General features: G+C 60.4%; 18 protein-coding genes and 2 pseudogenes. 10 read left to right on the top strand and 10 right to left on the bottom strand.

From position 1 onward, the window contains the following. Positions 1–177: 177 nt before the first annotated feature. Positions 178–468 carry a DUF1330 domain-containing protein gene (locus BUB69_RS01610; RefSeq protein WP_073161974.1) on the bottom strand — a complete coding sequence of 97 codons (291 nt, stop codon included), beginning with the start codon at positions 466–468 and terminating at the stop codon, positions 178–180. A 92-nt stretch (positions 469–560) separates the two neighbouring features. Between BUB69_RS01610 and ribBA the strand changes: the two genes are divergently transcribed. From ribBA to BUB69_RS01585, 5 genes are all read left to right on the top strand, one after another. Then, positions 561–1,670 carry a bifunctional 3,4-dihydroxy-2-butanone-4-phosphate synthase/GTP cyclohydrolase II gene (gene ribBA / locus BUB69_RS01605; RefSeq protein ID WP_073161973.1) on the top strand — a complete coding sequence of 370 codons (1,110 nt, stop codon included), beginning with the start codon at positions 561–563 and terminating at the stop codon, positions 1,668–1,670. 304 nt (positions 1,671–1,974) lie between these two features. Beyond that, positions 1,975–3,000 carry an ABC transporter substrate-binding protein gene (locus tag BUB69_RS01600; protein ID WP_073161972.1) on the top strand — a complete coding sequence of 342 codons (1,026 nt, stop codon included), beginning with the start codon at positions 1,975–1,977 and terminating at the stop codon, positions 2,998–3,000. Next, positions 2,985–3,941, top strand: coding sequence for an ABC transporter permease (locus BUB69_RS01595; RefSeq protein WP_073161971.1), 957 nt, complete (start codon positions 2,985–2,987; stop codon positions 3,939–3,941). The genes BUB69_RS01600 and BUB69_RS01595 overlap by 16 nt, the downstream gene beginning before the upstream one ends. A gap of 6 nt (positions 3,942–3,947) precedes the next feature. Further along, a complete protein-coding gene (locus BUB69_RS01590) occupies positions 3,948–4,763 on the top strand; it encodes an ABC transporter permease (RefSeq protein WP_073161970.1) in 816 nt (271 codons plus the stop codon). After that, entirely contained in the window at positions 4,760–5,914 is a 1,155-nt protein-coding gene (locus tag BUB69_RS01585) for an ABC transporter ATP-binding protein (RefSeq protein ID WP_073161969.1), read from the top strand. The genes BUB69_RS01590 and BUB69_RS01585 overlap by 4 nt, the downstream gene beginning before the upstream one ends. A 225-nt stretch (positions 5,915–6,139) precedes the next feature. Here the strand turns inward: BUB69_RS01585 and BUB69_RS01580 are convergent, their stop codons facing one another. Then, on the bottom strand, positions 6,140–7,057 hold the full coding sequence (locus BUB69_RS01580) for a LysR substrate-binding domain-containing protein (RefSeq protein WP_073161968.1): 918 nt from the start codon (positions 7,055–7,057) through the stop codon (positions 6,140–6,142). Between the two features lie 100 nt (positions 7,058–7,157). Here BUB69_RS01580 and BUB69_RS01575 point away from each other — a divergent pair, with 100 nt between their 5' ends. Next, positions 7,158–8,249 carry a tartrate dehydrogenase gene (locus BUB69_RS01575; protein ID WP_073161967.1) on the top strand — a complete coding sequence of 364 codons (1,092 nt, stop codon included), beginning with the start codon at positions 7,158–7,160 and terminating at the stop codon, positions 8,247–8,249. A gap of 13 nt (positions 8,250–8,262) precedes the next feature. Here BUB69_RS01575 and ptrR read toward each other — a convergent pair whose 3' ends face one another. After that, positions 8,263–9,141 (bottom strand): putrescine utilization regulator PtrR, encoded by an 879-nt coding sequence (ptrR, locus tag BUB69_RS01570; RefSeq protein ID WP_073161966.1) that lies wholly within the window; start codon positions 9,139–9,141, stop codon positions 8,263–8,265. A 102-nt stretch (positions 9,142–9,243) separates the two neighbouring features. On the opposite strand from ptrR, the gene BUB69_RS01565 reads away from it, so the two are divergent. Next, positions 9,244–10,635, top strand: a complete 1,392-nt coding sequence (locus BUB69_RS01565; protein WP_073161965.1) for an aldehyde dehydrogenase family protein — start codon at positions 9,244–9,246, stop codon at positions 10,633–10,635. Between the two features lie 125 nt (positions 10,636–10,760). On the opposite strand, the gene BUB69_RS01560 is transcribed toward BUB69_RS01565, so the two are convergent. After that, positions 10,761–11,348 (bottom strand): flavin reductase family protein, encoded by a 588-nt coding sequence (locus tag BUB69_RS01560; RefSeq protein WP_073161964.1) that lies wholly within the window; start codon positions 11,346–11,348, stop codon positions 10,761–10,763. A gap of 144 nt (positions 11,349–11,492) precedes the next feature. Here BUB69_RS01560 and BUB69_RS01555 point away from each other — a divergent pair, with 144 nt between their 5' ends. Further along, positions 11,493–12,116 (top strand): nucleotidyltransferase family protein, encoded by a 624-nt coding sequence (locus BUB69_RS01555; RefSeq protein WP_073161963.1) that lies wholly within the window; start codon positions 11,493–11,495, stop codon positions 12,114–12,116. On the opposite strand, the gene BUB69_RS01550 is transcribed toward BUB69_RS01555, so the two are convergent. From BUB69_RS01550 to BUB69_RS01535, 4 genes are read right to left on the bottom strand one after another with little or no spacing between them, the layout of a single operon-like run. Then, a complete protein-coding gene (locus BUB69_RS01550) occupies positions 12,097–13,065 on the bottom strand; it encodes an XdhC family protein (protein WP_073161962.1) in 969 nt (322 codons plus the stop codon). The two genes, BUB69_RS01555 and BUB69_RS01550, sit on opposite strands and share 20 nt — an antisense overlap. A 2-nt stretch (positions 13,066–13,067) precedes the next feature. Beyond that, a complete protein-coding gene (locus BUB69_RS01545; protein ID WP_073161961.1) occupies positions 13,068–15,284 on the bottom strand; it encodes a xanthine dehydrogenase family protein molybdopterin-binding subunit in 2,217 nt (738 codons plus the stop codon). A gap of 9 nt (positions 15,285–15,293) precedes the next feature. After that, entirely contained in the window at positions 15,294–16,277 is a 984-nt protein-coding gene (locus BUB69_RS01540; RefSeq protein WP_073161960.1) for an FAD binding domain-containing protein, read from the bottom strand. Further along, on the bottom strand, positions 16,277–16,975 hold the full coding sequence (locus BUB69_RS01535; RefSeq protein ID WP_073161959.1) for a (2Fe-2S)-binding protein: 699 nt from the start codon (positions 16,973–16,975) through the stop codon (positions 16,277–16,279). The genes BUB69_RS01540 and BUB69_RS01535 overlap by 1 nt, the downstream gene beginning before the upstream one ends. Before the next feature lie 948 nt (positions 16,976–17,923). Here BUB69_RS01535 and mqo point away from each other — a divergent pair. Then, positions 17,924–19,570 (top strand): malate dehydrogenase (quinone), encoded by a 1,647-nt coding sequence (gene mqo / locus BUB69_RS01530; RefSeq protein ID WP_163032041.1) that lies wholly within the window; start codon positions 17,924–17,926, stop codon positions 19,568–19,570. 178 nt (positions 19,571–19,748) lie between these two features. Here mqo and BUB69_RS01525 read toward each other — a convergent pair. Further along, positions 19,749–20,099: pseudogene (locus BUB69_RS01525) on the bottom strand (CAP domain-containing protein); the annotation flags it as partial. On the opposite strand from BUB69_RS01525, the pseudogene BUB69_RS28370 reads away from it, so the two are divergent. After that, positions 20,097–20,300, top strand: a pseudogene (locus BUB69_RS28370) (hypothetical protein); the annotation flags it as partial. The pseudogenes BUB69_RS01525 and BUB69_RS28370 sit on opposite strands and share 3 nt — an antisense overlap. A gap of 66 nt (positions 20,301–20,366) precedes the next feature. Here the strand turns inward: BUB69_RS28370 and araH are convergent. Continuing rightward, on the bottom strand, positions 20,367–21,332 hold the full coding sequence (araH, locus tag BUB69_RS01515) for an L-arabinose ABC transporter permease AraH (RefSeq protein WP_024687285.1): 966 nt from the start codon (positions 21,330–21,332) through the stop codon (positions 20,367–20,369). Between the last annotated feature and the right edge of the window lie 3 nt (positions 21,333–21,335).

Raw genomic sequence — 21,335 nt, 5'->3', positions numbered from 1 at the left:
CCGTGGGAGGCGGCTTGCCGGCGATGGCGTCAGTTCAGTCGCTGACTGGGTTGCCCGGAAGATCGAATCGCCGGCAAACCGCCTCCCACAGTCATGTGTTGGCTGCGCGACAGCGATGGGTCACCGCAAAAGCAATGTCCTCACAAGAAATGGCAACGCTTCAGACGGCCTGCTGACTTACGCCATGCCTTCAACGATCACGATATCAGCCCTGGACGCGCCCTGGCGATGGCTCATGGCTTCCTGATACTCAGGCGACTGATAGCAAGCAATCGCCTGTTCATAGGACTCGAATTCGATCACCACCGTGCGCTGCGGCGTCGCTCGTCCTTCCAGCGCTTCAGAGCGCCCGCCGCGTGCCATGAATTTGCCACCAAATAATGCGAAAGCGGCTGGCGCACGTTGAGTATATTCGCTGTACTGCTGAGGGTCGGTCACGTCGACGTGTGCAATCCAATAAGCTTTCATCGCGATCTCACTGTTTCATTGATAGGGAATCTGTGAAATATTCTGTCTTATGGTATACCACAATAACTCATCCATAACACCGGGATCCCAGCATGGCATTCGATCGTATCGAAGACATCATTGAAGACTACCGCCAAGGAAAGATGGTTCTGCTGGTCGACGACGAGGACCGCGAAAATGAAGGCGATCTGCTGCTGGCGGCGGACTGCTGTTCGCCACAGGCCATTAGCTTTATGGCCCGCGAAGCGCGTGGCCTGATTTGCCTGACGCTGACCGACGAACATTGCCAGCGCCTGGGGCTTGAGCAGATGGTGCCCAGCAACGGCAGCGTTTTCTCTACGGCGTTCACCGTATCGATCGAAGCCGCTACAGGCGTCACGACCGGTATCAGCGCAGCAGACCGGGCGCGTACGGTTCAGGCAGCGGTCAACCCTGAGGCGGTGCCGGAAGACCTGGTCCACCCGGGCCATATCTTTCCGCTGCGCGCCCGCGAGGGCGGCGTGCTGACACGTGCCGGGCATACCGAGGCCGGTTGCGACCTGGCGCGTCTGGCCGGCTTCGCACCCGCCTCGGTGATCGTCGAAGTCATGAACGACGACGGCACCATGGCCCGTCGCCCTGATCTGGAACGTTTTGCCGAGAAACATGGCATCCGCATCGGCACCATTGCCGACCTGATTCATTACCGGCTGAGCACCGAACACACCATTGTCAGAATCGGCGAGCGTGAGCTGCCGACGGTGCACGGTACGTTCCGGCTGTTCAGCTATGAAGACCGTATCGAAGGCGGCGTGCACATGGCGATGGTGATGGGCGACGTGCGCCGCGACGAGCCCACGCTGGTGCGCGTGCATGTAGTCGATCCGCTGCGCGACCTGGTCGGTGCCGAGTACACAGGACCTGCCAACTGGACCCTGTGGGCAGCCCTGCAGAAGGTTGCCGAGGAAGGCCGCGGTATCGTTGTGGTGCTGGCCAATCATGAATCCTCGCAAGCGTTGCTGGAGCGCATCCCGCACCTCACCCAGCCCGCACGCCAGTACAGCCGTTCGCAGTCACGCATCTATTCGGAAGTCGGCACAGGTGCGCAGATCCTGCAGGACCTTGGCGTCGGCAAGTTGCGTCACCTCGGACCGCCGCTGAAGTACGCGGGCCTGACAGGCTACGATCTGGAGGTGGTTGAAAGCATTCCATTTCCCGGCTGAACGTTGCGTCTGGCCTTCAGAAGTCTTGCGACCAGCGTGGCTTAAAACGCCTGTAAACACTGCGTTCAAAGCAAAAAAAACGATCAGCCCGTCACCGTGTGAAGGCAAAATACTTGCACAAAGTTTGGAATACCATAATATGACATTCCACAGCCGCAGCAATTTGTCAGACGCCCCCGACCAGGGACAGCATCAATAAAAAGCGTCTGGCAGGTGACTGGTTTCAAAGGCCCATTGGACCTACTGCTCCCGAATACGCGGGCAAAAAATGCCCGCTCAAAACACAACAAATGAGGGCGTGAAAATGGTGTTGAACAAACGTGCAACGGCAGTCCTGGCGGCTGGCGTGTTGGCTTTCTCGAGTGTCGCCGCCATGGCCGCCGACAGCGTCAACTTCGTAAGTTGGGGGGGCTCGACTCAGGATGCCCAGAAACAGGCATGGGCGACTCCATTCGCCAAGACCAGCGGCATTACCGTCGTGCAGGACGGTCCGACCGACTACGGCAAACTCAAGGCCATGGTCGAAAGCGGTAACGTGCAGTGGGACGTGGTGGATGTCGAAGCCGACTTCGCGCTGCGCGCTGCCGCCGAAGGCCTGCTTGAACCTCTGGACTTCAACACCATCAAGCGTGACGAGATTGACCACCGCTTCGTTTCCGAACACGGCGTCGGCTCGTTCTTCTTCTCATTCGTCCTCGGCTACAACGAAAGCAAGCTGGGCGACAAAAAGCCGGTCGACTGGACAGCCATGTTCGACACCAAGACCTATCCCGGCAAACGTGCGATGTACAAATGGCCAAGCCCTGGCGTCCTCGAACTCGCTCTGCTGGCTGATGGTGTAGCCGCCGACAAGCTTTATCCGCTGGACCTGGACCGCGCCTTCAAGAAACTCGACACCATCAAGAAAGACATCGTCTGGTGGGGCGGTGGTGCGCAATCCCAGCAATTGCTGGCGTCCGGTGAAGCGTCGATGGGCCAGATGTGGAACGGTCGTGTCTACGCCCTGCAACAGGATGGCGCGCCTGTGGGCGTGAGCTGGAAGCAGAACCTGGTCATGGCCGATTTCCTGGTCGTGCCAAAAGGCGCCAAGAACAAAGAGGCTGCGATGAAGTTCATTGCCAACGCGACCAGCGCCAAAGGTCAGGCAGACTTCTCCGGTCTGAGCGCCTACGCCCCCGTGAACGTGAAAAGTATCGAGCGTCTTGATTCGACGCTGGCACCCAACCTGCCTACCGCTCACGCTCAGGATCAAGTCACTCTCGACTTCGCATACTGGGCCAAGAACGGTCCGGACATTGCGACACGGTGGAACGAATGGCTGGTCAAGTAAAAATGACGGCTGTTGCGTCCGGTCAATCCCATCCGGCCGGGGGTGCCTCGCGCACCGCCGGTGCGGTTTCAGGCAAGGCGACGAACATGCAGCCAACCCCTTCTCTGGCACAACGCTGGCGCGGCAGTCGCAACCTGATTCCTGCGCTGCTGTTCCTGGGCCTGTTTTTCTTCGCCCCGTTGATCGGTCTGCTGTTACGCGGCGTGCTTGAACCCGTTCCAGGGCTGGGCAACTACGAGCAATTGTTCGCCAACTCGGCGTACTCGCGCGTGCTGCTCAACACCTTCTCGGTGGCTGGGCTGGTCACGCTGTTCAGTCTGTTGCTGGGCTTCCCGCTGGCCTGGGTGATCACGCTGGTGCCACGCGGTTGGGGCCGCTGGATCCTCAACATCGTGCTGCTGTCGATGTGGACCAGCCTGTTGGCGCGAACCTATTCGTGGCTGGTGCTGCTGCAGGCATCAGGGGTCATCAACAAGGCGCTGATGGCGATGGGCATCATCGATCAACCCCTTGAAATGGTCCACAACCTGACCGGTGTGGTGATCGGCATGAGTTACATCATGATTCCCTTCATCGTGCTTCCATTGCAGGCGACCATGCAGGCCATTGACCCGATGGTGCTGCAGGCCGGTTCCATCTGCGGCGCGAGCCCCTGGACCAACTTCTTCCGGGTGTTTTTACCGCTCTGCCGTCCGGGCCTGTTTTCCGGCGGGCTGATGGTGTTCGTGATGTCGCTGGGTTACTACGTCACCCCCGCTTTGCTGGGCGGTGCGCAGAACATGATGCTGCCTGAATTCATCGTCCAGCAGGTGCAGTCGTTCCTCAACTGGGGACTGGCCAGTGCCGCTGCTGCATTACTGATCGTGATCACCCTGGTGCTGTTCTTCTTCTATCTCAAGCTCCAGCCGGAATCGCCGGTCGGCGCCAGCAACGGGAGGTAAGCCGTCATGCTCCTGACACCCAATGCCATGAGCCTTCGCCTGAGGTCAGGGCTGTACCTGACCACAGGGCTGATTGCGCTGTTTCTGTTGCTGCCGATCCTGTTCATCGTTCTGCTGTCGTTCGGTTCATCCCAGTGGCTGGTGTTTCCACCACCGGGCTGGACGTTCAAGTGGTACCAGCAGTTCTTTTCCAACCCCGAGTGGATGGACGCGGCGATGTCGAGCTTCAAGGTCGCCGTCCTCACCACCATCAGCGCCGTGGCGCTGGGCCTGCCCACGGCGTTTGCACTGGTGCGTGGCAAGTTTCCCGGCCGCGACATGCTGTACGGCATCTTCACCCTGCCGATGATTGTGCCGCTGGTGATCATCGCAGTCGCGGTCTACGCGTTGTTCCTCAAGCTCGGCTACACCGGCACGCTGTTTTCGTTCGTGGTCAGCCACGTGATTGTCGCCCTGCCGTTCACCATCATTTCCATCATCAACTCGCTGAAACTGTTCGATCAGTCGATTGAGGACGCAGCCGTGATCTGCGGCGCATCCCGCTTGCAGGCCATCTACAAGGTGACGTTTCCCGGTATTCGTCCCGGTATGGTCGCAGGTGCGCTGTTCGCGTTTCTGGTGTCGTGGGACGAAGTGGTGCTGAGCGTGATGATGGCAAGCCCCACCCTGCAAACCCTTCCCGTAAAAATGTGGACCACGTTGCGTCAGGACCTGACCCCGGTCATCGCCGTCGCCTCGACACTGCTGATTGCCCTGTCGGTGTTGGTCATGTTCATCGCCGCGACCCTGCGTCGCCGCAACGAAGCCAGGAGTACCTCATGAGTGCCGTGATCAAAGACCCTGCACACCCGCATCAGAAAGCGCTGGTCAGTTTGTGCAACCTCAACAAACACTACGGCGATTTCGCTGCCGTCGACGATATCTCTCTGGATATCCAGAACGGCGAGTTCCTGACTTTTCTGGGCTCCAGCGGTTCGGGCAAGAGCACCACGCTGTCGATGCTCGCGGGCTTCGAAACGCCCAGCTCCGGCGAGATTCTGGTGGAGGGCAAATCGCTGGTGAACGTGCCGCCGCACAAACGTGACATAGGCATGGTATTTCAGCGCTACTCGCTGTTTCCGCACCTGAGCGTACGCGACAACATTGCCTTCCCGCTGGCGATCCGCAAGCTGCCGGCGGCCGAACGCGAGCAGCGCGTGGACGCCATGCTCAAGCTGGTGCAGCTCGAAGCTTTTGCCCATCGCCGCCCGTCCCAACTCTCAGGTGGCCAGCAACAACGTGTGGCCATTGCCCGGGCGCTGGTCTACGAACCACGCATTCTGCTGATGGACGAGCCGCTGGGCGCCCTGGACAAGAAGTTGCGTGAAGACCTTCAGGACGAATTGCGCCAATTGCATCGCCGTCTGGGCATCACCATCGTCTACGTAACCCACGATCAAGAAGAAGCCATGCGCCTGTCTCAGCGCATTGCGATTTTCAGCCATGGCAAGATTGTGGGCCTGGGCAGCGGCTATGACCTGTATCAGAACCCGCCCAACGCATTTGTCGCCTCATTCCTGGGCAACTCCAACTTCCTCAGGCTAAAGGCGCAGGGCAACGCAGTCGCGACCTTCGAAGGCCATCCGCTGGCGATCCGTATCACCAACGGCCTGAAGAGCGATCAGGACGTGCTGGCCATGATCCGTCCTGAAAAGGCCCAGGCACTGAGCCTTGCGCAAGCAGCAGGCGCTGCACTTGAGCCAGGCTGGAACGAAGTTGACGCGACGGTCACTGAGGTGCTGTTTCTGGGTGAAAGCCAGACCTGTTCAGTGGTCACCGCCGGCGGCACGGCCATGACGGTCAAGGCGCTGTCTGCCACTGGCATGCCGATGCAGACGGGCGACGCCGTAAAAGTGCGCTGGGCAGCAGCGGATGCGTGCATCTACACCGAATGGACCGACAGCGACTTGAATAAGGCGGCCGGGGCGCATTGATCTGTTCGCAGACCAGCCTGCTTCTCTTGATACGCTCTATCTGCTGAAAAACGTGCTGCTTGTGGGAAGCGGCTTGGGAAGTGTGGGAGTGGACTTGTCCACGAAAAGGCCAGAGCACCCGGTAGAGAGGTCGCGCCCGACACACTGCCTTCGCGGACAAGTCCGCTCCCACTTCGGCTCGCGTGATCAGGCGTCCCGAAGTCCTGTTTAGAAGCACAGACAACGTTACTGCCCAACTACCCCAACCTGACCCTGCGCAAAGAACTCACGCAAAAACTCCACCGTGACCCGCACTTTGGCCGAACGCATGAGCGGCGAGGTGTAAACCGCCCAGATATCCGCTTCCTGACGATACTCCGCCAACACCTGAACCAGCCGCCCTTGCGCCAGATCGGCGCGCACATCCCAGAGTGAACGCAGCAACACCCCTCGCCCGTCCAGGCACCATTGACGGGCGATCTCGCCATGGTTGGTGGACAAACTGCCGGTGACTTTCACCGTTTCAGCCCCCTGCGGCCCGTTCAGATGCCAGATGCCGAACGGCCGGTCGCGCTCCTTGATCACCAGGCAATCATGGTTGGCCAACTCGGCAAGATGGGTGGGCGCACCGCGTTGCGCAAGGTAAGCCGGGCTGGCACACAATACGCGCCAATTGCTGGCCAGATGGCGGGCACGCAAGTGCGGGGCGATTTCATTACCGACGCGAATGTCCAGATCGACGCCCTCCTCAATCAGGTCAATCAGCCGATCCTGAATGTCCAGCCGGATATCCAGCTTCGGATAGCGCGCCGCCAGCTCCGACAGCGCCGGCGCCACGAAGCGACGGCCAAATCCCTGGCTGCTGACCACACGCAGCGAACCACTGGGTTCGTCATGCAGGGCCGCCACTTCATCGCCCATCTGCTGTACCGACTCCAGAATGCCCTTGGCCCATTCATAGACCCGTTCGCCATCTTCGGTAATCGATACCTGGCGCGTCGAGCGGTGCAGTAACACCACGCCCATGCTCTGTTCCAGCAGGCGAATTCGCTTGCTGACGTACGCTGCAGACATGCTCAGCTCGTTGGCCGCGCCCACAAAGCTTGAACGGCGCGCGACATGGATGAACACATTCAGGTCATCGAGACTGGGGTAATTGTTCACGAATCGTGTTCCTTGAATGCATTAGTCGACTGATTATCTTTGCTTCGTGGGCTTATAGCATAAGAACCCAGAGCAACTCATCCATCGAGAGAGCCACGCCATGAACAATAAGAAACTGCGTATCGCTGCCATCGCCGGGGACGGTATCGGCCAGGAAGTGCTGCCCGAGGGCGTGCGCGTCGTACAGGCCGCCGCTGCGCGCCACGGTATCGAGCTGGAGTTCGAATACTTCGAGTGGGCCAGCTGCGATTATTACCTTGAACACGGCCAGATGATGCCGGACGACTGGTTCGAACAGCTCAAGGGTTTCGATTCGATTTTCTTCGGTGCCGTGGGCTGGCCAGACAAAGTGCCAGACCATATTTCGCTGTGGGGTTCGCTGCTCAAATTCCGCCGCGAGTTTGACCAGTACGCCAATATTCGCCCGGTGCGGCTGTTCCCCGGCGTGCCCTGCCCGCTGGCCAACCGCAAGCCTGGCGATATCGATTTCATCGTGGTACGCGAGAACACCGAGGGCGAATACTCGTCCTTGGGCGGCATCATGTTCGAGAACACTGAAAACGAATTCGTCCTGCAGGAATCGGTATTCACCCGACGCGGTGTCGACCGCATTCTCAAGTACGCCTTCGAGCTGGCCGGCAAGCGCGAACGCAAGCACGTGACTTCGGCGACCAAGTCCAACGGCATGGCGATCAGCATGCCTTATTGGGACAAGCGCACCGAAGCGATGGCCAGCCAATACCCGGCGATCAGTTGGGACCGGCAACACATCGACATTCTCTGCGCGCGCTTCGTGCTGCAACCGGAGCGGTTCGATGTGGTGGTGGCGTCCAACCTGTTCGGCGACATCCTCAGCGACCTGGGCCCGGCCTGCGCGGGCACCATCGGCATCGCACCGTCGGCCAACCTCAACCCGGAGCGCAACTTCCCGTCACTGTTCGAGCCGGTACACGGGTCGGCACCGGACATTTTCGGCAAAAACATCGCCAACCCGATTGCGATGATCTGGTCAGGCGCGTTGATGCTGGATTTTCTGGGTCAGGGCGACGAGCGTTTCACCGCAGCACACGACGAGATTGTCAGCGCCATCGAGCAGGTGATTGCCAGCGCACAGATCACACCGGACCTGGGTGGCAAGTGTTCGACGCAGGAGGTCGGCCAGGCCATCGCCGAAAGGCTTTCGCGCCTGTGATACCGCGAGTCGCTCAATCGGTCCTGGGCGACTCGCCCCGCGCCTGAACCAGCTCGACGAAACGCGTCAGGCTGGGAGAGTCGGTGCCACGACGCCAGATCAGCCAGGTCTGCAGGTAGCGAAAGGCATCCGACATCGGCCAGATGCTGACGGTGGTGCAGCCTGGCATGCTTTCCAGCATGCTGCGTGGCATCAACGCCAGCCCCGCCCCGGCGCTGACGCAGGCCAGCATGCCGTGGTAGGACTCCATCTCGTGGATCTTGCCCGGCACGGCACCGTCATCGGTGAACCAGCGCTCGAAGTGGTGCCGATACGAACAGTTGGCACGAAATGCGTAGATGCTCTCCCCGCTGACATCAAGCCCACGCGTCACCGGCGCATGCTGTAACGGCGCGATGATGACCATTTCTTCTTCGAACACCGGCACGCCATCCAGGGAAGGATGCAGCACCGGACCGTCAACAAAAGCGGCCACCAGTCGCCCCGCCAGAACACCGTCTATCATCGTGCCGGACGCTCCCGTGGACAGGTCCAGCTCGACCTTGGCGTACTGCTGATTGTAGGCCGCCAACAAAGCCGGAATCCGCACCGCCGCCGTGCTTTCCAGCGACCCCAGCGAAAACGGGCCTTGTGGTTCCGCACCGGACACCGACAGGCGAGCCTCCTGCACCAGATCCAGAATGCGTCGCGTGTAATCGAGAAAACTCCAGCCAGCGGGCGACAACCTCAGCCGCGACTTTTCCCGAATGAACAGTTCGACGCCCAGATCCTGCTCCAGTTGCTTGATGCGTGTGGTCAGGTTGGAGGGCACCCGATGAATGTGCTGCGCAGCCGCGCTGATGCTGCCGTGCTCGGCAACCGCCTTGAACATCTCAAGCTGGACCAGATCCACATCATTCTCCAAACGTGAAAGATATGATCAGTATTATTCAGTTTCGCAAAGCATGTCACGGGCCTATTCTGGTTTCATTCCCCACCTGAACAGGATGGCGCCATGACTGCTGTATCCACCCACACCCATGCAATCTCGATCAACCCCGCCACCGGCGAGCAGATCGGCCATTACGCGTTTGAATCCGAAACCGACCTTGATAAGACCCTTGACCGCGCGGCATTCAGCTTCGCCGCCTGGAAGCGCAAAACCGTCGATCAGCGTGCGCAGTTGATCATCGCATTGGGCCAGGCCTTGCGCGATGAGGCTGACACGATTGCGCAGATGATCAGCCGAGAAATGGGCAAGCCGATCAAGCAGGCCCGAGGCGAAGTCGAAAAATGCGCCCAGTTATGCGCCTGGTACGCTGCACAGGGACCCTCCATGCTTGCGGCCGAATCGACTCAGGTTGAAAACGACAAGGCCCGCATCGAGTACCGTCCGCTTGGCCCGATCCTCGCGGTCATGCCCTGGAACTTCCCGATCTGGCAGGTGCTGCGCGGCGCTGTACCGACGTTGCTGGCGGGTAATACCTATGTGCTCAAACATGCTCCGAATGTCATGGGGTGCGCTTATCTGATGCTTGAAGCGTTCAAGCGCGCGGGTTTCCCTGACGGTGTGTTTGAAGTGATCAATGCAACCCAGGAGGGCGTTTCCAAAGCCATCGCCGACCCCCGAATTGCCGCCGTTACGCTGACCGGCAGCGTGCGGGCCGGTCAGGCTATCGGTGCGCAGGCCGGTGCCGCGCTCAAAAAGAGCGTCCTGGAGCTGGGTGGTTCCGACCCATTCATCGTGCTCAACGACGCTGACCTGGATCAGGCGGTGAAGGCGGCGGTCATCGGTCGTTACCAGAACACCGGACAGGTCTGTGCGGCCGCCAAGCGCCTGATCATCGAGGAAGGCGTGGTCGAGGCATTCACGCGCCAATTCGTTGAAGAAACCCGCAAGCTGGTCATCGGCGACCCGCTGGCGAACGAGACTTATATTGGCCCGATGGCGCGTTTCGACTTGCGTGACGAGCTGGACGCTCAAGTGCAGGCGACGCTCGCCGAAGGGGCGACCCTGCTGTTGGGTGGCGAAAAAATCGCAGGCCAGGGCAACTTCTACGCGCCGACCGTGCTGGGTGATGTGACTGACCAGATGACCTCGTTCAAGCAGGAACTGTTCGGCCCGGTGGCATCGATCATCACCGCCCGCGACGCCCGACATGCGCTGGAACTGGCCAACGACAGCGACTTCGGACTCACCGCGACCGTTTACACCCAAAACCTGGAACTGGCCGAGCAACTGGCTGGCGAACTGGACACTGGCGGCGTGTTTATCAACGGTTACAGCGCATCAGACCCTCGCGTAGCCTTCGGCGGCGTGAAGAAAAGCGGCTACGGACGTGAGCTGTCGCACTTCGGCGTACGCGAGTTCACCAATGCACAGACCGTGTGGCGTGACCGTCACTGAGTGTACGAGGATCGACCCACACGCGATGCGCATTAGCTCGATACCGGTAACGGGAGGTAGACAAACCTTATAGGCGCGAACTCGCTCGCTCCTATAAGGTTATGCGGTCAGCCGGTCGCTAACGTTCAAGCCTCGCCGTCCGTCTGCACCACAGCAGCATCACCAATGGTGTAGAAATGCCCGCCTGCCACGTAATGCAGGCTGCGCCATTTCGGGTCCGCGGTTTCGAATTCCCAGTGCCCGTCACGGAACACGCGCGTGTCGGCCCAGGCCCCCACGACTTCGGCAATGAACAGATCATACGTCTGCTGATTGTGCGGTTCGGGAATGACTTTGCAGATCAACCAGGCAGAGCAACCAGCCACCAGTGGCGTGTCATGCCCTTCGATTCGAAACAGCTCGACCCCGGCCTTATCCAGCTTGTCCGGTGTGAAGATCATGCTCTGGGTGCCGACGTCGAACGTCAGTTGCAGTTGATCCCGATTGGGCACCTGTAACGCGAAGTAGCCGCTCTTCTCTACCAGCCCGCGGGTCTTGGTCATCTTGTCGATCACCAGCGTCACTTTGGGCGGCGAGAAATCCAGCGCACACGCCCAGGCGGCCGACATGACGTTATGGACACCCTCATGACTGGACGACACTAAAACGGTCGGTCCGTGATTGAGCAAGCGGTAGGCCTTTTCCAGCTCGACCGGGTGAATATGATTGTCCACGTGAAACCCTCGAATAGGTAGATCTTGTCACTGCAAAAAGGCGGCGCAATCAGGCATTGTACGTGTCTCACGCAGAGGTCATCGTGTGGCGCACTGGATGACGAACCGGCCCTTTTCCCTTCACCTGTTTCAAAAGGCTTCGGATTGACCAGCATAGACAGCCCAATTCCCCAAGTGTTCGCACTGCTCCTGGCGGCAGGTCGCAGCCGGCGTTTTGAGGGCGACAAACGTCTTGCCTGCCTGCCCTGCGGCCGCACCTTGCTGCGCGCGAGCCTCGACAATGCCCGAGAGGCGTTCAGCGATGTGTGGGTGGTCTTGAGAGATGAAGATGACGCTGACCAGTTGGGTGTTCCACGCGACGTGACAGTGGTACGCAGCCCATTGGCAGACCTGGGCATGGGCCACAGTCTGGCCAGCGGCATCGCCGCATTGATGCCCTCCGGAGCCGATGCTGTCGCGGTCCTGCTGGCGGACATGCCCTGGATACAACCCGCCACGTTGCACAGCCTTGCGCGCATGGCCGATCCACAACGTATCGCGCTGCCCGGGCATGACGGACAGCGCGGCCACCCGGTCATCATCGGGCGTGAATTCTGGCCGCTGCTACTCAACCTTGAGGGCGACCAGGGTGCCCGGTCGATCATCAAGCGTCATCCTGAGCGCTGTGACGTGTTGGCGTGCGACGATCCCGGCATCCTGCGCGACGCCGACACGCGAGCGGCGTTGGCACTCGCTTGCCAAACCTTCGCTAAAGCGCCTGACGACTGATCCCGTTGGCCACGCGCAATATGTCGGCCATGACCGCAATCGCGATCTCGGCCGGTGTCTTACTGCCCAGATTCAGACCGATGGGCGCGTGAATTCGCGCCAGCGCCTCCTCATCCAGGCCACCAATCCGGGCCAGACGCTCCTTGCGCTTGCCACTGGTGCGCATCGAGCCCATCGCACCGATGTAGAACGCCTCGGTACGCACAGCCTCAAGCATGGTCAGGTCATCCAGCTTCGGATCATGGGTCAACGCCAATACGGCCGTCGAGGCGTGACAGCCACCTTCGGCGATGAACACCGCGGGTAGCACGTCACGCACTTCGACACCTTGCATGGAGAAACCGGCTGTGACCTCGGTGCGAGGGTCGCAGACGATGACTTCATAGCCCATGGCAACGGCGAAACTGGCGCAGAACTCCGCGACCGGCGACAAACCGGCCAAGAGCACACGGTAGACCGCGCCCATGCGGATGCTGACGCGCTGACCGTCGACCTGCACGCGGGACTCGCCCAGCGCAGCAGCGCACGTCGTGCGCCGTACACCGCCCAATACGACCTCTCGGCCGATCAAGGTACGGCCGGCAAGGGCCTGCTCCACACCTGCCAGATGCTGATCAGCGTCAGGACTGGGGGTGATGCACTCGATCAACACATCAAGTACCCCGCCACATGGCAGCGCCAACGTAGGTGCCAGGCCGCCATCGCCGTAACGCACCACCTGGTTGAGCGGCTCGAACTGCCCGGCGGTCAGCCGCTCCAGAAAGTCCTCTTCCACACAGCCGCCGGACAGCGAGCCGCGGTGTTCGCCATTATTCAATGCCACCAGCATCGCCCCCGGTCCACGCGGGGCGGAACCGAAGGTCGAGAGGACGGTGCAGAGCCACACGGTTTTGCCAGTTGCCAGCCAGTCACGTGCCTGCTGGATAACCTGCAAGTCGAGCTGCTTCATCGTTACCGCCCCGCCATCAGCTTTTCTTTGGTGATGGGCAAGTTTCGAACCCGCTTGCCGGTAGCGTGGTAGACCGCATTCGCCACCGCCGCAGCCAGCCCTGTCACGCCGATTTCACCTATGCCACGCGCACCGAACTCGCCCAGGTTGTAGTCCGGATAATCGAGAAGAATGACGTCGATCTCCGGCTGATCCGCGTGCACGGGCACCACGTACTCGGCATAGTTGTTGTTGACCGGCAGACCCGTGCGCGGATCAAACTCGGCGGCCTCGAACATCGCCATACCGATACCCATGACGATTGCGCCTTCAACCTGATTGCGAGCGGCCAGCGGATTGACCACCTTGCCCACGTCGATGGCGCTGACCACCCGAGAAACGCGCAGGCTGGAAATACCCGGATCCCAGCGCACCTCGACAAAGTGCACGCCGAACGAGCGAAACGAATACTTGCCGGACTCCGGCAGGCCGCTTTGAAAGTTACCTTCGGCACGCGACAGGCGCTGCGACTTCAATACGTCGACAAAGCTGACCCGCTGCTCGCCCGACACCAACTGGCCGTTTTCAACGGTGATCGACTCGGCGTCCTGGCCCGCGAACACCGCGTTCTTGCTCACGGCATATTGACGAAGCTTCTGTAACGCCTCGCGAGTGGCACCGGCAATCGCCGGCATCACGCTGGCTGTCACCCAGGAACCACCGGACACTGGACCTGCCGGAAATGACGAGCTGCCCAACTCCACTTCAACGCGGTCCAGCGCAATGCCGGTCAGTTGACTGACGGTCTGGGCAACGATGGTGTAGGTTCCGGTGCCGATATCCTGCAGTCCGCACTGCGCCAGGGCCGTACCATCGGAGCGCAGGATGACCCGCGCGTCGGTCGGCACCTGATAGGCCTCCCAATTACAGGCACCCATCCCGTAGCCGATGATCTCATCGCCCTCGCGCATCGAGCCCACCTCTGCCTTGCGCGCCTGCCAACCGAACTGCGCGGCAGCCTTATCGATGGCTTCCGGCAGGTGATTACTTGACCACGGCAGACCGGCGCTCTGGTCTTTATCGGACAGGTTGAGCTTGCGAAACGCCAGCGGGTCCATGCCGTTGGCCAGGGCCAATTCATCAATGGCAGACTCCAGCGCGAACAACCCTGGCGCTGCGCCCGGCGCACGCATCGAGGTCGGCGTACCGCGATTGACCGCCCCGATCCTGTGGCTGACCAGCACGTTGTCGCAGCCGTACAGACTCTTGGTCACACCACCGCAGTTTTCGGTGTAGTCGTCGAGCGTCGAGGTGCTGTTGAACGATTCGTGACGGATCGAGACCAGCTTGCCACTGGCATCGCTGGCCAGGCGCAGGCGCTGCCGGGTTTCCGGGCGGTGACCTACGGTGGTGAACATCTGCGCACGCGGCAGCACCAGCTGGACCGGCCGCCCAGTGACCTTTGACGCTGCACAGGCCGCAATCGAATGCGGCCACGGCCAGAGCTTGCCGCCAAAGCCTGAGCCAATGAATGGCGCGCGCACTTCCACGCGATCCGGCGGCAGATCGAACACATTGGCCAGCAGGTTGCGGTGGTTGACGACGCCCTGGGTGCTTTCGTAAACGTAGAGTTTGCCGTCCTGCCACCATGCGGTGCTGGCGTGCATTTCCATCGGATTGTGGACTTCGACCGGCGTGGTATAGGTCTGATCGACTTTTTTGGCCGCCCCAAGAAACGCACCGTCAGGATTGCCACGTGTATGCCCTGCACCGCCATCGCGGGCGCCGTTATTGCGCAGCGCTTCCTGCAGATCCTTGACCGGCTTGCTCTCTTGATAGTCGACCTTCACACGCAGCGCCGCAGCCCTCGCCTGCTCGAAGCTCTCGGCCACGACCAACGCCACAAACTGGCCAGGGTAGTACACACGCTCGTCCTCAAACGGCAGACGATGCTCGTCGGTCTTGCTCGCAGACAGCATCTTGGCGAAGCTCAACGGCGCATTAGGGGTGCGATGCAACTCGGGAAAATTACCGTGGTGAAAAACCGCCACGACGCCCGGCATCTTGCGCGCGTCCTGATCGTTCACTGCAACGATACGGCCACTGGCGATGGTGCTGTAGACGCCGTACGCGTACAGCATGTCTTTGATGGGGTGGTCGGCCGCATAACGTGCCTCGCCACTGACTTTCTTGCCGCCGTCGATGCGCCGGTGCGGCGTGCCGATGATCTGTTCGCTCATGGAAAACTCCTACGCCGTAAGGTCACGAAGATTGCGGACGATGACCTGCTCACCCAACGGGATCTTGAAGGCGTTGTGTTCATAAGCTCTGGAGCCTTTCATCGCCAGCGCTGCGACGCGGGCAAAGGTGTCCATGTCGGCGCGCTGACCGATGAGGGCACGCTCCGCCTCCACGGCACGCCACGGTTTGGTACCCACGCCGCCCAGCGCAATGCGTGCATCGGCGATGCGTTTGCCATCCATGACCACGATGATTGCGCTGGACGCCAGGGCAAACTGATACGAGGTGCGGTCACGTAACTTCAGATAGCTCGAACGGCCGCCGGACAGCGGTGCATCCAGCGTCACATGGGTCACCAGTTCGTGAGGTGCCAGCGCATGCTCACGCTCAGGGGAGTCGCCCGGCAGCAGGTGGAAATCGGCGAAGGGAATGTCACGCGTGCCGTTCGGGCCCTGGACAGTCACCTGAGCCCCGACGGCGGCCATGCCCACGCACATGTCCGAGGGGTGGGTCGCAATGCAATGATCGCTGGTGCCTAGCACCGCATGCACGCTGCGGTTCAACCCGCCAATGGCCGCACAACCCGAACCAGGCTCACGCTTGTTACAAGCAGAAACGCCGTCGCGAAAGTACGGGCAGCGTACGCGCTGCAAAAGATTGCCCGCCGTGGTGGCCTTGTTGCGCAACTGCGTCGAAGCGCCTGCCAGCAAAGACTGCGAAACCACAGGGTAGCGTTCACGAACCAGCGGGTCACTGGCCAGCGCCGTGTTGCTGACCAGAGCGCCGATACGCAGGCGACCGTCAGGCAGCGATTCAATCTGCTTGAGCGCCAAGTGGTTTATATCGACCAGTTGCTGAGGCTGCATGACATCGAGTTTGACAAGATCCAGCAGCGTGGTCCCACCTGCCAGATAGAAACGTTCGCCGTCTCCTGACGCCGTGCTGACGGCCTGCGCGGGTGACGCAGCTCTGGAATAATCGAATGTTCTCATCAGGCTGCGCCCCCTGTTTTCGAGGCTGGCATTTTCGAGCGCGCAGACTGCACGGCCGACAAAATGTTCTTGTAAGCCCCACACCGACAGATATTTCCGCTCATGGCTTCGCGGACACTGGCATCATCAGACGCAATATTCGGATCGTTGAGAATCGCCACGGCGCTCATGATCTGGCCCGACGTGCAGTAACCGCATTGATAGGCGTCGTGCTCCCAGAAGGCTTCCTGCACCGGGTGCAGCTTGCCGTTCTCAGCCAGGCCTTCGATGGTGGTGATGCTGTCGCCGTCGTGCTGAATGGCAATCGACAGGCAGGAATTGATCGCAACCCCATTCACCAACAGGGTGCAGGCCCCGCACTGGCCGTGGTCACAGCCCTTCTTGGTGCCGGTCAGTTGCAGCCGGTCACGCAGCACGTCCAGCAAGACCGCATTGGCTGGCACATTCAGTGAATGAGTCTGACCATTGACCTTAAGCTGGATGCGGTGCTCGCCTGCGCCCGGCGCACCGGTGTCGTCGATGACAGCCGGTGCAGGTGCTGGGGCAGGAGCGGCCTGCAGCATCCCGTCCGACGGTATCCAGGTGGACAGGGTCGCGGCGGCAATGCCCGACGCGCCGAACTTCAGAAAATTGCGTCGTGATGGCTGGACGCCCTCGGTAGGGTCCACCGGGGTCTTTTGCTTTTCGGGTTCACTCATCGGGGTCACCTTGTCATCGCCACCAATGCTATGCAGTGGCGGGCTTTATTCTGTTCTGCAGCGCCTCCATGCTCGCACAACCGCTCCTAAGGGCTGGTTCAGTGCCCTTGTTTAAAGGTGCTCGGACGTTGCAGGCAATCATGGAGAAGCCATTTGGCATCACGGTTCAGATAAGTGTTTAACTGGCCAGCACCCGGAAAGTTCAACGATTCAGTCGAAGCGACGCCCGTGCAGATGTTGCTACATGTGTGCAGGTGAGCGGCCCGCGGGCGCGACTGCCGTGTGCAATGGCCAGACTCCGGGACCTTATCAGCCGATCAGGACCGCGATTAGCCGGCGCCCGTTACTTGAAGTCATGAATTGCGCTCATCAATCAGAACAGCGCACGTTGAACCTGACCGTCGCGCTAACGAGTACCGTATTTCGGCCATGCGCAGGCTGTCGCTAAAGGTGTGAGGGTATCGGGCGATAACGGTGGAGACAGGTGTCGCAGAGGCCTGCTCGGCGCGGTGACGGCAGATATGCAGATCGCAACTCGCGCCAGAGGTACACAGTGTGCGAAAATGCCGCGTCTTGCCGATATGGCACCATGGCGTGCCGTACCCTGCGAGCACAAAAAACGCCTCAGAGCGTGTCTCCATGGTCCAATGCGGCGTCCAAGACTCCGTGAACAGGCTGAACAGGTGCGCATTACGCACGTGAAAGGGACCCGGTCCCCAACGTTGCGCTGCACCCATTAGCACATGTCGCTTCATGACGCTGAATCCAATGACGATAAGAAGCCAGCGCAGTAGGACATAAAGTGAGGTCTTGAGCAGTATTGTATTGGCCTTGTATGTCCACCTCTAGCCCCTGATGGTGCGGGCGTTTGTCGCATGTGTTGCGGCCTGCGCAGACCCGGACCCTCAGAAGCAGTCGGCGGATGGCATTTATCAAATGGATTACAGCATGTTGAAGAAAGTGAACACGGCCCTTCTGGGTCTGGCGATGTCGCTCGGGATGATGCCCGCGCACTCCGCCGAAACCAAGAAAGTTGACGTATTGCTCGTCGGCGGCGGCATCATGAGCGCCACCCTGGGCGTCTGGCTCAATGAGCTGGAGCCGGGCTGGTCGATGGAAATGGTCGAGCGCCTTGATGGCGTGGCCGAAGAAAGCTCCAACGGCTGGAACAACGCCGGTACCGGTCACTCTGCCCTGGCCGAGCTGAACTACACCCCGGAAGACAAGAACGGCAACGTCGACATCTCCAAGGCCATCGAAATCAACGAAGCCTTCCAGATTTCGCGTCAGTTCTGGTCCTGGCAGGTGAAGACCGGCGTTCTGAAGAACCCGCGTTCGTTCATCAACTCCACACCGCACATGAGCTTCGTGTGGGGCGACAACAACATCGAGTTCCTGCGCAAGCGGTACGCAGCGCTGCAATCGAGCCCGCTGTTCAGCGGCATGCAGTACTCCGAAGACCACGAGCAGATCAAGAAGTGGGTTCCATTGATGATGGAAGGTCGTGACCCGGCGCAAAAGCTGGCCGTGACCTGGAGCCCGATTGGCACCGACGTGAACTTCGGCGAGATCACTCGTCAGTTCGTGGCCAATCTGCAGAGCAAATCCAACTTCAGCCTGAAGCTGTCGAGTGAAGTCCAGGACATCACCCGCAATGACGACGGCAGCTGGCGCGTCAAGTACAAGAACCTGAAAGACGGTACCGAAACCGAGACCGATGCCAAGTTCCTGTTCATCGGCGCCGGTGGTGCTGCCCTGCACCTGCTGCAAGAGTCTGGCATTCCTGAAGCCAAGGAATACGGCGGCTTCCCGGTCGGCGGTTCGTGGCTTGTGACCGAGAACCCTACGCTGGCCATGCAACACATGGGCAAGGCGTACGGCATCGCGTCCACTGGCGCGCCACCCATGTCGGTTCCGCACCTGGACACCCGTGTTCTGGACGGCAAGCGCGTCATCCTGTTTGGCCCATTCGCGACCTTCTCCACGAAGTTCCTGAAAAACGGTTCTTACTTTGACCTGCTGACCAGCACCACGACGCATAACGTGTGGCCAATGACCCGTGTCGGTGTCGCTCAGTACCCACTGATCGAGTACCTGGCAGGTCAGGTCATGATGTCCGATGACGACCGTTTCGCAGCTCTGCAACAGTACTTCCCGAACGCCAAGAAAGAAGACTGGCGCCTGATGCAGGCCGGTCAGCGCGTTCAGATCATCAAGCGTGACGAAGAGAAAGGCGGCGTCCTGAAACTGGGCACCGAAATCGTTGCTTCCAAAGACGGCTCCATCGCCGGTCTGCTGGGCGCATCGCCAGGCGCGTCGACTGCAGCGCCGATCATGCTCGGCGTGCTTGAGAAAGTCTTCAAGGACAAGGTAGCGACCCCGGCCTGGCAGGAAAAACTGCGCCAGATCGTGCCTAGCTACGGCACCAAGCTGAACGACAACCCGGATCGTGTTGCACAGGAATGGGCTTACACCGCCGAAACCCTGCAACTCACCCCGCCGCCACCTGTGAACAAGGCAACAGCCGCTACTGCGCCTGCTGCCAAGCCTGCAGAGAAGCGTGAAAGCAACCCGGCCAGTGACATGGCGCTTTAAGGCCTGTAGCGCTTGAAGCAAAGCCCCGCCAGACGTGTCTGGCGGGGCTTTTTTTTGTCTGTCGGCTTATAGACAAAAAGGCCCATGCGCTGCATCAGATGTCATCCAGTGCCGCCGGGACCGACCAGCACCTGGGTAGATCGCACTGCCTGAATCTGCCTTGTAGGCCTGACCGACATCAAGGCGCCCCGAACAGCATCGTCCAGTAAACCCCATAGTCGGTCTGCGCGCCCGTCGCGTAAGCCACGCCGACCTCGGTGAACATCGGATTCATCAGATTGGCGCAGTGTCCGGGGCTTGCCAGCCAACTGGCCATGGCCTTGCTCGCCGAGCTCTGTCCGGCCGCGATATTCTCGCCGATCTGCCGCCCGCCGTAGCCCGCTGCTCGCGCCCGATCGGCAGGCGAATCCCCATCGAAGCCGCGGTGCTGAAAATAGTTTTCAGTGGCCATCGACTGGCTGTGCCCTTGAGCCGCCAGCTCCAGCGTCGAATTCCAGACCAGAGGCCGTGCCGCTGCAAACGGGCGTTTGACACGGCCGAAGCCTCCCGGCGCTACCTGACCATGGTCAGGCAGTCGACCAAGGCCGGCACGGGAAAAGGACTGGGGCTGTTTCTGGTGCGGCGTATCTGTGATCGTTTTCACTGGCGCCTGACGCTGGAGTCGATGCCGACGCTGGGCACGTGTGCGATTCTGGATTTCAGCACGCCCAGTCTAGACAACGACGCTTGAGCGAAACACAAAAATGCCCTTGCCAGGTTTGCTGACAAGAGCATTTCTGACCAGACCTGAGGCGTCCTAGCGGCGCTTCATCCGGTCGATAATCACCGCCAGTAACAGGATCGTGCCGCGAATCACATACTGGTAGAAGGTGTCGATGTTCTTCAGGTTCATTGCGTTCTCGATGATCGCCAGAATCAGCACGCCGGCAATGACGTGGCGAATCATGCCGATGCCGCCGCTGAGCGACACACCGCCCAGTACGCAAGCCGAGATCACCGTCAATTCGAAACCCTGGCCGACCATAGGCTGGCCCGAAGTCATGCGCGAGGCGAGCACCACACCAGCCAGCGCGCCAATCAGACCGTGCACGGCGAAGATGATGATCTTGGTGCGATCAACATGCACGCCGGCCAGCAGTGCAGCTTCCTGGTTACCACCGATGGCCATCGTGTTGCGCCCGTAGGTGGTGTAGTTGAGCAGCCAGCCGAAGAAGATGAAGCAAACGATGGTGATGAGGATCGGCACCGGCACGCCGTACAACTGGCCGTTGCCGAACACGAAGAAGTCTTCGTTGGAAACGCCCACGGCCTTGCCGTTGGAGAAGATGTACGCCAGGCCACGCACGATCTGCATCGTCGCCAGCGTGGCAATCAGGGCGTTGATCCTGAGCTTGGCAATCACGATGCCGTTGATCAGCCCCACCACCAGGCCCATGGCCAGCGCCGCGGACACGCCGAGGAATATGCTGTCGGTGTCACGGATCACGATGCTGGCGATTACGCCGGAGCATGCCAGAACCGAACCGATCGACAGGTCGAAGTGGCCGGAAGCCAGGCAATAGAGCATCGTGCACGCGGCGATACCCACAGTGGAAATCGCCAGGCCCAGGCCGCGCATGTTCAAGGGCGACATGAAGTTGTCGATGAACACCGCGCAGAGCACGAAGATGCCAACAGCGGCCAGCAGCATGACCCACTCATCGGCAAAACGTCGCAGGTTCAAGCCCTGACGGGGAGCCCGCAGGCTGGATTCGGTAGACATACG

Source organism: Pseudomonas asturiensis, from assembly GCF_900143095.1.
GTDB lineage: Bacteria > Pseudomonadota > Gammaproteobacteria > Pseudomonadales > Pseudomonadaceae > Aquipseudomonas > Aquipseudomonas asturiensis.
Note: the sequence above shows the minus strand (reverse complement) of the source record. Positions and strands in the feature narration are given on the sequence as shown.

Excerpts from the sequence above, each read along its gene's own strand:
- BUB69_RS01590 (WP_073161970.1), top strand. The coding sequence starts at position 3,948 with ATGCTCCTGACACCCAATGCCATGAGCCTTCGCCTGAGGTCAGGGCTG.
- BUB69_RS01585 (WP_073161969.1), top strand. The coding sequence starts at position 4,760 with ATGAGTGCCGTGATCAAAGACCCTGCACACCCGCATCAGAAAGCGCTG.
- ribBA (WP_073161973.1), top strand. The coding sequence starts at position 561 with ATGGCATTCGATCGTATCGAAGACATCATTGAAGACTACCGCCAAGGA.
- araH (WP_024687285.1), bottom strand. The coding sequence starts at position 21,332 with ATGTCTACCGAATCCAGCCTGCGGGCTCCCCGTCAGGGCTTGAACCTG.
- mqo (WP_163032041.1), top strand. The coding sequence starts at position 17,924 with ATGTTGAAGAAAGTGAACACGGCCCTTCTGGGTCTGGCGATGTCGCTC.
- BUB69_RS01575 (WP_073161967.1), top strand. The coding sequence starts at position 7,158 with ATGAACAATAAGAAACTGCGTATCGCTGCCATCGCCGGGGACGGTATC.
- BUB69_RS01565 (WP_073161965.1), top strand. The coding sequence starts at position 9,244 with ATGACTGCTGTATCCACCCACACCCATGCAATCTCGATCAACCCCGCC.
- BUB69_RS01540 (WP_073161960.1), bottom strand. The coding sequence starts at position 16,277 with ATGAGAACATTCGATTATTCCAGAGCTGCGTCACCCGCGCAGGCCGTC.
- BUB69_RS01610 (WP_073161974.1), bottom strand. The coding sequence starts at position 468 with ATGAAAGCTTATTGGATTGCACACGTCGACGTGACCGACCCTCAGCAG.
- BUB69_RS01600 (WP_073161972.1), top strand. The coding sequence starts at position 1,975 with ATGGTGTTGAACAAACGTGCAACGGCAGTCCTGGCGGCTGGCGTGTTG.
- BUB69_RS01535 (WP_073161959.1), bottom strand. The coding sequence starts at position 16,975 with ATGAGTGAACCCGAAAAGCAAAAGACCCCGGTGGACCCTACCGAGGGC.
- BUB69_RS01595 (WP_073161971.1), top strand. The coding sequence starts at position 2,985 with ATGGCTGGTCAAGTAAAAATGACGGCTGTTGCGTCCGGTCAATCCCAT.
- BUB69_RS01545 (WP_073161961.1), bottom strand. The coding sequence starts at position 15,284 with ATGAGCGAACAGATCATCGGCACGCCGCACCGGCGCATCGACGGCGGC.
- BUB69_RS01550 (WP_073161962.1), bottom strand. The coding sequence starts at position 13,065 with ATGAAGCAGCTCGACTTGCAGGTTATCCAGCAGGCACGTGACTGGCTG.